The following is a 13,625-nucleotide window of genomic DNA, read 5'->3' as shown; positions in this document are numbered from 1 at the left end:
TCGGCAAAAGCTGTGTAACCTTGCGCCATGACCGCGCCCGATGCCCCAAAGCCGCGTGACGATCTGATCGTCTGCCCGCATTGCGATGCGGCCTATACGCTGTCGCGCCCGGGTCATGGGGAGCGTGCGGTCTGCCACCGCTGTGACACGGTGCTGATCATGCCCCGGCGCAAGGCCGGGCTGCAGATCATCGCGCTCTCCGTTGCGATTGTCATTTTAATCACGGCCGCCGCGATCTTCCCTTTTCTGTCGATCTCCGTCACCGGCGCACGCAACTCTGTCTCGGTCCTTGATGCAGCGCTGGCCTTCAGCGACGGGCCGCTGGTGGTGCTGTCGCTGGCGACGGCGGCGCTGATCATCTTTGTGCCACTGACCCGGGTGTTGTTGTCGCTCTACGTGCTGGTGCCGCTGGTGCTGGACCGTCCGCCCGCCCGGCACGCAGCGCAGGCGTTTCGCCTTGCCGAAACCCTGCGCCCGTGGTCCATGGCAGAGATCTTCGTGATCGGCTGCGCCGTGGCGCTGGTCAAGGTCAGTGATCTGGCTGACGTTAGCTTTGGCCCCGCCTTCTGGCTGTTTTCCATGCTGGTGGTGCTTGTTGTGGTGCAGGACAATGTGTTGTGCAGGTGGTCAGTATGGAACGCGCTGAGCAAACCGAAACGGTCATAAACGCGCGTGACCTCGGGGTTGTCGCCTGCACGCGCTGCCTTCAGGTCTGGCCTGCGGAGGTCAAAACCTGTGGACGATGCGGCCACCAGCTTGTCCAGCGCGACACCAAGAGCCTGCAGCGGGTCTGGGCCTGGTGGATCATGGGTCTGATCTGCTACATCCCCGCCAATATCTATCCGATGCTGCAAACCCGCACGCTGTTCTTTGTGCAGGAAGACACCATCGTCGGCGGCGCCATTGAGCTTATTCACTACGGCAGTATCGGCGTTGCGCTGATCATCCTACTGGCAAGCGTGGCCATTCCCATTGGCAAATTCATGGCCATCGCCTTTCTGGCGATCTCGGTCCGGCGACCCTCCGCTGTGTCCAAGACCCAGCGCCAGATGCTCTATGAGGTGGTGGAGTACATCGGGCGCTGGTCCATGATCGACATATTCGTGGTTGCGATCCTGTCTTCACTGGTGCAACTCAAGGTGCTGGTGGCCATCAACCCAGGCCTCGCCAGTCTATTTTTTGCGCTCTCGGTGATTTTCACTATGCTCTCGGCACAGGCATTTGACAGCCGCATGATCTGGGATGCGCAACAGGGCAGAGGACAAGAGCCAGAATGACCGACACCCCCGCCCCCGTGCCGATTGACCCCGCACGTGCGAGCATGTTTGGCCGGGCCTCCATCGTCTGGGTGATCCCTTTCATCGCGCTGGTGATCTCACTCATTGTGGCATGGCAGTCCTACAACGACCGTGGGCCGCTGATCTCGATCCAGTTCGAAAGCGGTGCGGGCATCGCAGCGGGTCAGACGGAGCTGCGCTTTCGCGATGTGACGGTGGGCCTCGTCGAGAATGTAACATTCGCCGAAGGGCTGGACGGTGTGGTGGCCCAGGTGCGGCTGGAGAAAGAGATCGCCCCCTTCGTCGATGCCGGTGCGTCCTTTTGGGTGGTGCAGCCTGAGCTCTCTATCCAGGGGGTCTCGGGTCTCGATACGGTTCTGAGCGGGATCTTTATCGAAGGCTCTTGGGACAGCGAGGTCGGACAGGAACGCAGCAGCTTCAGAGGGCTGGAGGATCCGCCGCTGTTCCAGCCCGGAAAAGAAGGGCTGCAGATCGCCCTGCGCACCCGCCCCGATGGCTATCTGACCGACAACGCACCGATCCTCTTTCGCGGCATCGAGGTCGGCCGGGTCGGTCCGGCGCGCATTTCGCGCAACGGGGCTTTTGTGATTGCCGAAGCCATCATCTATGAACCGCATGGCCGCCTGATCAGCAGTTCTACCCGCTTCTGGGACACATCGGGCTTCAGCGTCTCGCTCGGCCCCTCCGGCGCCGAGGTTGATTTTTCATCACTGGCAACCGTGATCAGCGGCGGCCTGACTTTCGACACCTTCGTCTCCGGACGCGGACGGGTCAGCGATGGCGCGGTCTTCGAGGTCTATGGCGATGAAGCCAGCGCCCGGAACAGCGTCTTCAACGCCTCTGAAACGGAGCAACTGGAACTGCAGGTGATCTTTGACGAGAACATCTCGGGCCTCGCGGTGGGTGCCCCTGTGGAATGGAGCGGGCTGCGCATCGGCTCGGTTCAAAGCCTGTCGGGGATCGTCGATTCCGATGCTTTCGGTGATAATCGCGTGCGCCTAGATGTGGTGATCGGCATTCAGCCCGGACGTCTCGGGCTTCAGGATGAGGTAAGCCCCGAGCGCGCGCTGGAGTTCCTGCGGGCGCAGGTGGCGGACGGCATGCGCGCGCGGCTGGCCTCGGCCAGCCTGCTCACGGGTGGGCTGAAGATCGAGTTGATCGAAGTGGAAGACGCCCCCCCGGCCGAGTTGACCCTCTCCGCCGATCAGATCGCCCGGCTGCCCACAACCGACAGCGAAATCTCCGACGCCACGGCGACGGTCGAGGGCGTTTTCACGCGGATCAACAGCCTGCCCATCGAAGAGCTGCTGAACAGCGCCATCGGCTTTATGCAAAGCGCTGAGGCCTTTGTCTCAAGCCAGGAGCTGCGGGAAACGCCGCTGGAAGTGCGCGCCCTTCTGGGCGATCTGCGCGGGCTGCTCACATCGGAGGATGTGCGTAACATTCCAGTGTCGCTGAACGCGGCCCTGGCGCGGGTCGACAGCATTCTGCAGCAGATCGAGGATGGCCGCGCGGTAGACCGTGTCGTCGCTGCCATTGCCGAAGCGACAGATGCGGCAGCGGCGGTCAATGCCTCGGTCGCCGGGATACCGGAGCTGATCGACAACCTCAGCGGAGTGGCCGCCAAGGCCGAGGCGATGCCGCTGGAAGAGCTGACCGTGCAGTTGACCGAGCTGCTTGTCTCCGCCGACAAAATTCTTGCCACCACGGCCGCGCAGGAGTTGCCCGCCGCGCTGGGGGCGGCCCTTGACGAATTGAACGCAACGTTGGCCGAACTGCGCGAAGGCGGGGCCGTGCGCAACGTGAACGCCACGCTGGCCTCCACCCGCGAGGCGGCGGATGCGGTGGCCTTGTCGAGCCGCGATCTGCCCGCGCTGGTCGACCGCATCACCGCAGTTTTCGATCAGGCCAGCCGCACCATCGAAGGCTACAACAAGGGCGACGTGATCAGCCGTGACGCGCAAGCCGCCCTGCGTGACATCTCGCAGGCCGCTGACGCGCTCACCTCGCTCGCCCGGCTGCTGGAGCGCAATCCCAGCGCATTGATCAGGGGACGTTGATCCATGTTTTCCAACTTTTCGACCATTGGCGCCCTTGCGCTGCTCACTCTGGCGGCCTGCACCGCCGCCCCTGATCGCTATGTGGTGCCGCAGCCATCGGTCGCCGAACAGCAGCGCATCGCCTTTCGTGCCGTGGAAATCCGCGAGGTGTCGCTGCCGGCCTATGCGGCCTCTGACGAAATCTCGCGGCTGGATGCAGACGGGCGGCTCAGCAGTGATGGCGGCACCCTCTGGGCCGATACGCCCGAACGCGCCGTGGCGCTGGAACTGGCGCGCCATCTGGCGGGCCTGAGCGGGGCGCGTGTGGCCTCCGCGCCCTGGCCGTTCGAGAGCTTTCCCGACGCGCGGCTTGATCTGCGCTTCGAAAGCCTGGTGGCCGAGGCAGACGGGCGCTTTCGCGCGACGGGTCAGTATTTTGTGGCCGTGCCGGATGGCAGGCGCGAGCGGTCGGGGCTATTCGATCTGGCGGTCCCCTTTGACCCTGAAGGTGGTCCGCAGGCAATTGCAGCCGCCCGTGGGCAGATCATGCTCGATCTGGCGCGCTTTGTTGCCCGTGCCGGGCTGAGATAGCATGCCCGCCCTGTTGAACGGGCATCCCCGCCGGTTGGCGGTGCTCGACTATGGGCTGTTTCAAGTACATGAGACCAGCCGGATCATAGGCATTTGCGGCTATCTCATCCAGACGGATGCGGGTGAAAACATCCTGATAGACACGGGCTTTCCCGCCAAATACGCCAGCAATGCTGCGGCGGCTAGCGCCGAGGACGGGTTAGACCCTTTTGGCCGCGTGCTTTCGCTTTCGCCCAAGAATCTCGCACCTGCGCAGCTTGCGCTGCTTGGTCTGACCGCAGCAGACATCACTTTGATGATCCAAAGCCACACACACATCGATCATGTAGGTTTCCTGCACGGTTTTCCCGACGCAACACTCCTAATTGCAGCCGCTGAACGCGCCCTGCTGCGCCCGATCTATTGGCCAGGCAAAGAGGCCATGACATGGCCGGATCAGGACGAAATCCTGATCGAAGGCGATACGGAACTCGGGCCAGGTTTCGACGTCTATCTCGTGCCGGGTCACACACCGGGGCAACTGGCGTTCTGCGTCACGCTCCCGGACACCGGCGCGGTCGTGTTGACCTCAGACGCAATCAGCCGCCCAGAAGAGATAGACGAGGGCTGTGCCGGGGCGTGGGACGTCGAGGCCGCGAAGGCAAGCGCCCACCGGCTCATGCAAATCGCACAGGACAGGCAGGCGATGGTGATTTACGGACACTGCCCAAAGCAATGGCCAGAGCTGCGCAAAGCACCCGACTTTTACGGTTAAGTCACTTACTCCGCCATATGGCAGGCCACGCGCGCGCCCCGGATCTCGCGCATCTCCGGGCGGGTCTGGCTGCAGACATCTTCCGCCAAAGGACAGCGCGGGTGAAACGCGCAGCCCTTGGGCGGGTTGATCGGATCGGGGATCTCACCCGTGGGCGGCGGCACCTCGCGCCCGAAATTGTCGAGCTGCGGCGCGGCAGCGAGCAACATCTGGCTATAGGGATGCTTGGGATCGTCAAAGAGCGCGTCCGGCGCCGCCTCCTCCACCAGCCGCCCGAGGTAGAGCACGCCAATCCGGTCGGCCATATGCTGCACAACCGTGAGATCGTGGCTGATGAAGAGATAGGTCAGCCCGAACTCATCCTTCAGGTCGCTCATCAGGTTCAGAACCTGCGCCTGCACCGAGACATCGAGGGCGCTTGTCGGCTCGTCACAGACAATCAGCTTGGGCTCGGAGGCCAGCGCGCGGGCAATGCAGATACGCTGCCGCTGGCCGCCGGAAAATTCATGCGGGAACTTGCCAGCATCCTTGGCCGACAGCCCCACCTGCTCCAGCAGGCGCTCGGCCATGCCGGTCGTGTCGCCACCGCGCGCAGCCACTGGCTCCACGATGATATCACGGACCCGCCAGCGCGGGTTGAGCGAGGCAAAGGGGTCCTGAAAGATCATCTGGATATCGCGCCGCACCGCATCGACCTTGGCGGCATCCGTCTCACGCGCAAGATCGGTGCCGCGGATCTCCACCGCGCCCTCAGAGGGGCCAAGCAGCCCCACCAGCATCTTGCCGATGGTCGATTTGCCCGACCCGCTCTCGCCCACCAGCGCATAAACAGAACGCTCCGCAATCTCGAAGCTCACGTCGGACACAGCGGTCAGATAGGACTTCCCGCGCCGCTCCACCACACGGTTCAGCCAGGGCTTCGACACGTCAAAAATACGTGTCAGGTTGCGCACATCCACCAGCGCCATCAGGCCACGGCCTCCCCAACCATCGGAAAGAAACAGGCCGCGCGCCCATCCATCTTCGGCTCCGGCGTTCTGCGACACGCATCCTGCGCCTTGGGACAACGGGGGTGAAACGCACAGCCCTCGGGCAGCGCATCAAGACGCGGCATGGCGCCCGGAATCTGATGCAGCCGGTCCTTGCCACGCGACGCCAAGGGCGTCGATCCCATCAAGCCGTATGTGTAGGGGTGGCGCGGCTGCGTGATCACGTCACGCACGGGGCCAAGTTCCGCCAGTTTGCCCGCATACATCACCGCCACGCGGTCTGCCGCCTCCGCGATCACGCCCATGTCGTGGGTGATCAGCATCACCGCCGTACCCCGCTCGCGACACAGCCGTTTCAAAAGTGCAATGATCTGCGCCTGCACCGAGACATCCAGCGCGGTCGTTGGTTCATCGGCGATGACAAGGCTTGGTTCCGCACAGAGCGCGAGCGCAATCACCACCCGCTGACGCATGCCGCCGGAAAATTCATGTGGGTAGCTGCCCACACGCTCGGCGGCTCCCGGAATGCCGACCTCTTCGAGAGCGGCCACCGCGCGACGGTCCGCTTCTGCTCGGCTGATATCGAGATGCGCGAGCATCGTTTCGGTCAGCTGATCCCCGATTCTGAGCAGAGGGTTGAGCGAGGTCAGCGGGTCCTGAAAGACCATACCGATCTCCTTGCCGCGCAGCCGCCGCATGGCGTCGCCCTTGAGTTGATCCACCCGCGTGCCACCCACGTGGATCTCGCCCGAGGCGATATGCGCTGGCGGGGTCAACAGCCCGATGACCGCATTGCCCGCCATCGACTTGCCCGCCCCGGACTCGCCCACGACACCGAGGATTTCCCCGGCGGCGATATCGTAGGAAACTCCGTTCACAGGCCGCAGAATGCCGTATCGCGTTGGGATTTCGACTGTGAGGTTGCGGATGGAGAGGATGGCGCCTGTCATCTTGGATATGCCTCTGAGAATGCTTTGATATCGCCCTTTGAAAAGGTGATGACCAGAGCTGACCCGCGCGCTGAGGGCAGCGTCCGACTGCGGGCACGGGGCTGCCCACTGGTTTCCACTGGGCCCATCGGTTGTTTGAGGAACATCACCGCAACCTCGGGTTCAGCGCATCGCGCAGCCAATCGCCCAGCAGGTTGACGCTGAGGGCCAGCGCCAGCAGCGTCACGGCGGGGAAGAGCAGGATCCACCATTCACCCGAAAACAGGAACCCCTGACCGATGCGTATCAGCGTGCCCAGCGACGGCTGCGTGGGTGGCGCGCCGACGCCGAGGAAGCTGAGCGTCGCTTCGGCGATGATCGCCAGCGCCAGCGAGATCGTGGCGATCACCAGCACAGGCGACAACACATTCGGCAGGATGTGCCGCAGCATGATCGCACCAGACCCGCGCCCGATCAGCCGGGCGGCCTGCACGTATTCCTTGTTCTTCTCCACCAGGGTCGCACCCCGCACCACACGGGCAAACTGCACCCAATCGCTGAGACCAATCGCGATGATCAGCACCCAGATCGCCATCTGATCGCGGTACTCAACCGGCGTGATGCCCTTGGCCACACCAAAGATCAGCATGGCCACAAGGATCGCGGGGAAAGTCAGCTGCACATCCGCAACCCGCATGATGATCGTCTCGGTCCAGCCGCCCAGATACCCCGCGATCAGCCCCAGCGTGACGCCCAGCACCATAGCAAACAGTACCGCTGCTGCGCCGACAAATAGCGAAATCCGCATGCCATAGAGGATGGTTGAGAACACATCCCGCCCCTGATCATCGGTGCCGAGCCAAAAGGTCTCGCCCGTAAACGCGTTGGGCTCCATCGGTTTGGAGAATCCGTTCATCAGGTTCAGCGAGGCCGGATCAAACGGATTGTAGGGCGCGATCAGCGGCGCCAAAAGCGCGCTCAGGACCATCACCAGGACAACTGCGGCTGACACTATCGCCACGGGTGATTTGCGGAACTGATAGGCGAAATCGCTGTCCAGCGCGAGCCGCAGGCGTGACCGTTCCACCACGGGGTCAGGTGTGATCTCTGCCATCAGTGCGCCGCCGTTCTGTCCGCGCGCAGACGCGGATCAATTGCAAAATAGAGAAGGTCCACGATCAGATTGATGCCCACGAACATAACCGAGATCAGCATCAGATACGCCGCCATGACCGGGATATCCACAAACTGGATCGCGTTGATGAAGAGCAGCCCCACGCCCGGCCACTGAAACACCGTCTCCGTGATGATCGCGAAGGCGATGATCGAGCCGAGCTGCAGCCCCGTGACCGTGATCACTGGCACCAGCGTGTTTTTCAGCGCGTGACGGAAGTTCACCGCACGGTCCCGCAGGCCTCGGGCGCGGGCAAAGCGGATGTAGTCCTGCCGCAGGACCTCCAGCATTTCCGAGCGCACCAGCCGCATGATCAGCGTCATCTGGTAAAGCCCCAGCGTGATCGACGGCAGGATCAGCGCTTTCAACCCGCTTTCCGTAAGAAACCCGGTGGACCAGCCACCGACCTTCACCGTCTCACCCCGCCCGAAACTGGGCAGCCAGCCCAGCTCCACGGAGAACAAATAAATCAAAAGGATGCCTATGAGAAAGGTGGGCAGCGACACCCCAATCAACGACACGGACATGATTGCATTCGCCGCAAACCCATTGCGCCGGATTGCGGTGAAGACCCCGAGCGCAATGCCGATGCTGATCGCCAGAAAGCCCGACACGGCGGCCAGCTCCAGCGTCGCTGGCGCACGCTCCAGCAGGATGTCAGACACGGGTCGGCCTTGCCGGTAGCTCACCCCGAAGTTGCCCTGCACCGCGCCTTCGAGGAACTTGTAATATTGCACCGGAAACGGCTGATCGAGGCCAAGATCCGCGCGCAGCCGCTCGATATCCGCCTGCGTACGTTCCTGACCCAGCATGTTGTCGATGGGGTCACCCACGAAGCGGAACATGGAGAAGGCCACAGCCCCGACCACAAGAAGCACAAGGATCGACTGCAGGACGCGGCGGATGATGAAAGCGAGCATGATGTGAGCAGACAGTGCCTGTGAAAGAGGGTCAAGGAGGTTGCAGCCTCAAGGGCTACAACCCGGTTCATATGTGCTTAGGCGGGCGGGACAAAACACTGAGCGGTGCCTCGCCCCTCTTTTACCTCAGAGAATGTGGCGCGTGCGGTGCGCCCGTCGGACAGGCTACCCGTCGCTTCAACGGGCACCACAAAACTGCCTCTCCTGGTGCGGTCTGTTTCGTAGCTGCCGGTCACCCCATTGGAACAGACAAAATCGCCTGAGACGCGCCGGGCAGGACTTGCCGCGTACCGCCCCGAGCACACCGCATCTGACATCTGCAGGCAGAAGTCACCGACCCTTGCAGAACGCTTGAACCACGCCTTTCCCGTGAAGGCTGTGCCATCTGACAATGTGCCGTTGATATCGTTGTAGAGACCGACGTAATCAACGTCGCGCACAACCCGGTCAGCCGACGACAAGGTCGTGCAGGCGGCCAGACCGACAAGGCAGGCCAAGAGGGTAAATCTGCAAGATCGTAGCACTTTGGTCTCCTTTCGTTGTCCAAACAGCACCGCCAGCATCACGGTCCGGGAGGAACCCTTAGTTCACAGTCACCCAGCGCAGGATGAAGAAGTTATCCGGCCGCTGCGTCAGCTCAATATTGGCCTGCGTGCCCCAGACAAGTGGTTGCACGTAAAGCGGCACATAGGCCACCTCGTCCTGCAGGATCTTTGCGGTCTCATCCAGCATCATCTGCCTTTTGCTGTCGTCAATCTCCGACTGGATCATTGGCAGCAACTCGTCCACCCGCGCATTTGAGAACCCGCCGAAGTTCCAGGACCCAAGCTTCTTCTCTTCATTGGGCGTGCTGGCGAGGAAACGCACGGGGTGCTCTGCGTCGAACGTGCCCGGCGACCAACCCAGCAGATACATATCATAGTTGTCGGCGCGCAGCTCGGGCCAGTAGTTCTGCACCGGCATGGCGTCGAGCGTCGCACGCACTCCAACCTGCGCCAGCATGCCGGTGACCGCCTGACAGACAGCTTCGTCATTCAGATACCGGTCATTCGGGCATTTCAGACCAAAGGAGAAGCCGTCGGGATAGCCTGCCTCGGCCAGCAGCGCGCGCGCCTTGTCGGGATCAAACGCAGGCCGCGCAGCCAGATCACCGCTGAAACCGCGCATCGCCGGGCTGACCAGCTGGCTCACCTCTTCGGCATTGCCCCGCATGATGGTCTGCAAGATCGCGGGCACGTTGATCGCATGGGCCACCGCCTGGCGCACGCGCACATCGGCGAAGGGATTTGTGTTGGTCGTCTCTCCGGAGTATTTCAGCGCCTCGGCCTCATGCGGAAAGCCCAGCATGATCACCCGCGCCTCGATGCCTTGAATAACCTTGACCTGATCGTTTGCGGCCAGTCGCGCCGTATCCTGAATGGGCACCGGATTGATAAAATCCACATCGCCAGACAGCAGAGCCGCCACGGCGGTCGCAGGGTTCTGGATCGGGGTCAGTTCCGCCCTTGTAATGTTGTGCTCTGCCTCATCCCACCAGCCATCGAAGGGTTCCAACACCGTGCGCAGGCCGGGCTCGCGCGTGGTCAGTTGAAACGCGCCGGTGCCATTGGCGTTGAGCGTGGCGAAGTTGCCGTTGTCCTTGTCAGGCCGCTCGGCGCTGCTGGCCTCTGCCCAGCCGGAATCCATCATCATCCAGTTGGCGATGCTGTCGGGGAAGATCGGGTTGGGCGCGCTGGTCATGATGTCGATGGTGTAATCGTCGACCACCTTGACCTCAGACACCGGCGCAAACCAGCTGCGCGTATCCGCCGCCTCGCTCGATGCGCGCTCGTAGGAAAACAGCACGTCCTCCGCCGTGAAGGCGCTGCCATCATGGAAGGTCACACCCTCGCGCAGGGTGAACCGCCAACCTTCACCGTCACCAATGGGCTCCCAGCGGGTTGCCAGTGCTGGTTCGATAGTCATGTCCTTGCCGCGTCGGACGAGCCCTTCGTAGACGTTGTTCAGAAAGCCTAAAACAGCCGCCGAATTCACCGCATGCGGGTCCATCGTCTGCGGGTCGGTGGTTTCGGCCCATCGGAACTCCTCCGCCACAAGAGCAGAGGCAGACACCGTAACGGCAACAGCAAGTGAAATAGATCGAAACATCGAAAGAACCCTTTCAGCAAAGATGCGGGAACGTGCGTGCAGCGCGGCCCCCGGTATGGGGCCACGCCGATATCGATTACAAAGCCATCAGGCTCAGTTGATCTCGAAGTATTTGACCTTGGGCTGATCCTCGGGGTCGACCTCGATCTGGACCTTCTCAACCATGCTCCAGTTCAGCACCTGGTGGTGCACCGGGATGTAGAGCTGCTCGTCCTGCACCACTTGCCAGATGTCCGCAATGGTCTGGTCGCGCGCCGCCAGATCGGTGTTGGACGCCAGCGACTTGATCTTGGCGTCAAGATCATCGCTGTCGAACCCTGTGCCGTTCCAGGTGCCAATATCGCTCTCGCGCCCGTGCACAAGGAAGTTGAAGATGTACTCGGAATCGTAAGTCGGCACGCCCCAGCCCAGCATGTAGAAATCGGTCTTCCCGTCGGTGATCAGCGGGAAATGCTGCGCCTTGGGCTTGGCATCGAGGTTCACGGTCACGCCGATCTGCGCCAGCATGCCAACTGCCGCCTGACAGATCGCCTCGTCATTGATGTAGCGGTCGTTCGGGCAATCCAGCCGGATCGAGAAGCCATCGCCGTATCCCGCATCCGCCATCAGCCCTTTGGCGGCATCCAGATCCGTGGTTGAGGAGGCGTCCATTGCCTCGGTCCAGCCATTCACGAAGGGCGGCGCGATCATGCCCGCAGGCTCGGATTGGCCGCGCATCACCACCTGCTGGATCGCATCGCGGTTGATCGCCATGGACATCGCCTGGCGCACACGCACGTCTGCCAAGGGGTTCGCGCCGTCCACGTTGTCCGCTTCGATATCGTCAGGCCCCTGGTTCATGCCGAAGAAGATCACACGGTTCTGCGGCGCCTTCTTCACGACAAGCCCGGGCGCACTGGCCACGCGCTCAAGGTCCTGCACCGGCATGTCCTGTAAGAAGTCGATCTCGCCGGACAACAGCGCAGCCACGCGAGTCGCGGCGTTCTGGATCGGCGTGTAGATGATCTCGGTCACATCCAGCGGAAACTGGTCGATGCCCCAGTAGTTCTCGTTGAGCGTCATCACCGTGCGCACGTCCTGCTCGCGGCTTTGCAGCACATAAGGACCGGTGCCATTGGTGCTTGTAGTGGCAAATGTCAGCTCGCCACCTTCAAAGTCCTGCACCTTCACGGTGTTGTTGGCCTCGGTCCAATCCTTGTCCATGATGAACAGATTGGTGAGGTTGCTGGGCAGGATCGGGTTTGGCCCGTCGGTAACCATCTCGACGGTGTGATCGTCGACCGCGCGCACTTCGGTGATTGAACCAATCAGCTCTTTCATGTCGGAATTCGGCTGCTTGGCTCGTTCAAAGCTGAACACGACGTCTTCGGCGGTGAAGGCCGCGCCATCGTGGAAGGTCACGCCCTGGCGCAAATTGAAGACCCAAACGTTCGGATCTGCTTCAGACGGCGCCCAGTCGGTGGCCAGCGCAGGCTCAAACGCCCCGGTCACATCGCGAATGATCAGTGGTTCGTAGATCTGGTGGCGAATGGTGTGCGTGGGACCTTCATTCTGGGAATGCGGGTCCAGTGTCAGGGCATCGCCCGCACGGGCCCAGCGCAGGGTCTCCGCTGAGGCCAGCGCGGTGCTGGACAGCAGGATCGCAGCGGACAATACGGCTGTGGTTTTTCTCATGGTCATTTCCCCGGTTTGTTTTTTTCTGCCCGCAATCTTCGGGACTGCGCCCAGTTTGGCAAGCCCTTTGCACAACTTAGTGGCGAACTACCCGCCCTATCTGCAAAAAATTTGACCATGCGATAAAATCAAGCAGCGCCCGGCAACCTGATATGCCGCCCGCCTTCTTCGAAGTCCTTTAAAGACAGCGACCAGACGGTGCCCGGCCAGCGCAGCTCCATCTGCCGCCGCTTGGGGCGGTAAACCGCCGTGTAAAGCGTGCCAAAGCCCACGTTGAAGGCGGTCGAATAGAGCGGAGGCTTCAGAAACGCACCGATGAATTTCTCCTCAGGGTCGCGATGCAGCGTCAGCCGGTGCAGGAGGAACCGCTCTCGCTCCACCGTGGCCGTGAAGCGTGCGTGGCTGACCCATTCGACGTTTTCCTGATGGTTGGTCGCCACGGCGGCGTGGGTGATCAGCGTCTGGCGATCCGGCGCCATCATCGCTGTCAGATACTGGCGTTTGCGGTCCAGCACGGTGACGTTGTAGCTCATATGTGTGGGAATGCGGGCCAGCGCGGCACCCGCTTCCTCCGCCGTTTCACAGGTTTGCAGCACATAGCGCAGGATCAGAGGCACGCCAAAGCCACCCCCCACCACGCGGCGCCCGCCGAAGGTGAGCGAAATCGCAAGGCCCGCGTCATTCACTCCGTCGACCAGACCCCAAAGCCCATCGGACGTGCCCATGACCCGCCGCCCCTGCCACTTGGTATGCAGCACCAGGCTGTCGAAGGCGTTGGGATTATAGTCGTAATTGCGCACCATGACCGGCTCTTTCCCGGTCCAGATCGCCTGACTGCAACCTGCCAGATAGGGCGGCGGGCAGTAGAAAGAAAGAAACCGTGCGGCCAGATCGCCACCACCGACCAGCTCGCAAAGCTCATCGTAAAGCGGCACAATCTCGGGCATGTGCTGCTGCAAGGCCGCGCGCGATTGCGCGTAGGTGGGACGGGTGGTCTCGCCCTCTTTCAGCCACCACTGCTTGTAGTCGGGCCAATATTCGGCAAACAGCCCGGACCATTTCGGCCCGGGCGCGTCTTCACTGACAGCGCGCCAAAGCATTGCGTGCGC

General features: G+C 62.2%; 13 protein-coding genes. 5 read left to right on the top strand and 8 right to left on the bottom strand.

The features are described from left to right. Window positions 1-27: 27 nt before the first annotated feature. From So717_RS06415 to So717_RS06395, 5 genes are read left to right on the top strand one after another with little or no spacing between them, the layout of a single operon-like run. Window positions 28-666: a paraquat-inducible protein A gene (locus tag So717_RS06415; protein ID WP_159975384.1), complete on the top strand. Its 639-nt coding sequence runs from the start codon at window positions 28-30 to the stop codon at window positions 664-666. After that, window positions 633-1,277, top strand: a complete 645-nt coding sequence (locus tag So717_RS06410) for a paraquat-inducible protein A (RefSeq protein WP_159975383.1) — start codon at window positions 633-635, stop codon at window positions 1,275-1,277. The genes So717_RS06415 and So717_RS06410 overlap by 34 nt, the downstream gene beginning before the upstream one ends. Then, complete coding sequence (locus So717_RS06405) at window positions 1,274-3,358, top strand: PqiB family protein (protein WP_159975382.1); 2,085 nt, start codon at window positions 1,274-1,276, stop codon at window positions 3,356-3,358. The genes So717_RS06410 and So717_RS06405 overlap by 4 nt, the downstream gene beginning before the upstream one ends. A gap of 3 nt (window positions 3,359-3,361) precedes the next feature. Next, a complete protein-coding gene (locus So717_RS06400; protein WP_159975381.1) occupies window positions 3,362-3,928 on the top strand; it encodes a PqiC family protein in 567 nt (188 codons plus the stop codon). 1 nt (window position 3,929) lies between these two features. Continuing rightward, window positions 3,930-4,682: an N-acyl homoserine lactonase family protein gene (locus So717_RS06395; protein ID WP_159975380.1), complete on the top strand. Its 753-nt coding sequence runs from the start codon at window positions 3,930-3,932 to the stop codon at window positions 4,680-4,682. A gap of 5 nt (window positions 4,683-4,687) precedes the next feature. Here the strand turns inward: So717_RS06395 and So717_RS06390 are convergent, their stop codons facing one another. The 8 genes from So717_RS06390 to So717_RS06355 form a co-directional block, all read right to left on the bottom strand. Further along, a complete protein-coding gene (locus So717_RS06390; protein WP_159975644.1) occupies window positions 4,688-5,650 on the bottom strand; it encodes an ABC transporter ATP-binding protein in 963 nt (320 codons plus the stop codon). Further along, on the bottom strand, window positions 5,650-6,621 hold the full coding sequence (locus tag So717_RS06385) for an ABC transporter ATP-binding protein (RefSeq protein WP_159975379.1): 972 nt from the start codon (window positions 6,619-6,621) through the stop codon (window positions 5,650-5,652). The genes So717_RS06390 and So717_RS06385 overlap by 1 nt, the downstream gene beginning before the upstream one ends. Window positions 6,622-6,766: 145 nt before the next feature. Beyond that, on the bottom strand, window positions 6,767-7,714 hold the full coding sequence (locus So717_RS06380; protein ID WP_159975378.1) for an ABC transporter permease: 948 nt from the start codon (window positions 7,712-7,714) through the stop codon (window positions 6,767-6,769). Beyond that, on the bottom strand, window positions 7,714-8,694 hold the full coding sequence (locus So717_RS06375; RefSeq protein WP_159975377.1) for an ABC transporter permease: 981 nt from the start codon (window positions 8,692-8,694) through the stop codon (window positions 7,714-7,716). Before So717_RS06375 ends, So717_RS06380 begins: the two co-directional genes overlap by 1 nt. 77 nt (window positions 8,695-8,771) lie before the next feature. After that, window positions 8,772-9,191 (bottom strand): hypothetical protein, encoded by a 420-nt coding sequence (locus tag So717_RS06370; RefSeq protein ID WP_159975376.1) that lies wholly within the window; start codon window positions 9,189-9,191, stop codon window positions 8,772-8,774. 85 nt (window positions 9,192-9,276) lie between these two features. Then, window positions 9,277-10,842 (bottom strand): ABC transporter substrate-binding protein, encoded by a 1,566-nt coding sequence (locus So717_RS06365; RefSeq protein WP_159975375.1) that lies wholly within the window; start codon window positions 10,840-10,842, stop codon window positions 9,277-9,279. A 93-nt stretch (window positions 10,843-10,935) separates the two neighbouring features. Continuing rightward, a complete protein-coding gene (locus So717_RS06360) occupies window positions 10,936-12,516 on the bottom strand; it encodes an ABC transporter substrate-binding protein (RefSeq protein WP_159975374.1) in 1,581 nt (526 codons plus the stop codon). Between the two features lie 128 nt (window positions 12,517-12,644). Further along, entirely contained in the window at window positions 12,645-13,616 is a 972-nt protein-coding gene (locus So717_RS06355; protein WP_159975373.1) for a C45 family autoproteolytic acyltransferase/hydrolase, read from the bottom strand. Window positions 13,617-13,625 lie beyond the last annotated feature (9 nt).

Origin of the sequence: Roseobacter cerasinus (assembly GCF_009811755.1) — a bacterium.
GTDB classification, from domain to species: Bacteria; Pseudomonadota; Alphaproteobacteria; order Rhodobacterales; family Rhodobacteraceae; genus Roseobacter; species Roseobacter cerasinus.
This window is presented reverse-complemented; position numbering and strand designations above follow the sequence as displayed.

Bases quoted from the DNA above. Each gene is read 5' to 3' on its own strand.
- So717_RS06415 (WP_159975384.1), top strand. From the start codon at position 28: ATGACCGCGCCCGATGCCCCAAAGCCGCGTGACGATCTGATCGTCTGC.
- So717_RS06410 (WP_159975383.1), top strand. From the start codon at position 633: ATGGAACGCGCTGAGCAAACCGAAACGGTCATAAACGCGCGTGACCTC.
- So717_RS06405 (WP_159975382.1), top strand. From the start codon at position 1,274: ATGACCGACACCCCCGCCCCCGTGCCGATTGACCCCGCACGTGCGAGC.
- So717_RS06400 (WP_159975381.1), top strand. From the start codon at position 3,362: ATGTTTTCCAACTTTTCGACCATTGGCGCCCTTGCGCTGCTCACTCTG.
- So717_RS06395 (WP_159975380.1), top strand. From the start codon at position 3,930: ATGCCCGCCCTGTTGAACGGGCATCCCCGCCGGTTGGCGGTGCTCGAC.
- So717_RS06390 (WP_159975644.1), bottom strand. From the start codon at position 5,650: ATGGCGCTGGTGGATGTGCGCAACCTGACACGTATTTTTGACGTGTCG.
- So717_RS06385 (WP_159975379.1), bottom strand. From the start codon at position 6,621: ATGACAGGCGCCATCCTCTCCATCCGCAACCTCACAGTCGAAATCCCA.
- So717_RS06380 (WP_159975378.1), bottom strand. From the start codon at position 7,714: ATGGCAGAGATCACACCTGACCCCGTGGTGGAACGGTCACGCCTGCGG.
- So717_RS06375 (WP_159975377.1), bottom strand. From the start codon at position 8,694: ATGCTCGCTTTCATCATCCGCCGCGTCCTGCAGTCGATCCTTGTGCTT.
- So717_RS06365 (WP_159975375.1), bottom strand. From the start codon at position 10,842: ATGTTTCGATCTATTTCACTTGCTGTTGCCGTTACGGTGTCTGCCTCT.
- So717_RS06360 (WP_159975374.1), bottom strand. From the start codon at position 12,516: ATGAGAAAAACCACAGCCGTATTGTCCGCTGCGATCCTGCTGTCCAGC.
- So717_RS06355 (WP_159975373.1), bottom strand. From the start codon at position 13,616: ATGCTTTGGCGCGCTGTCAGTGAAGACGCGCCCGGGCCGAAATGGTCC.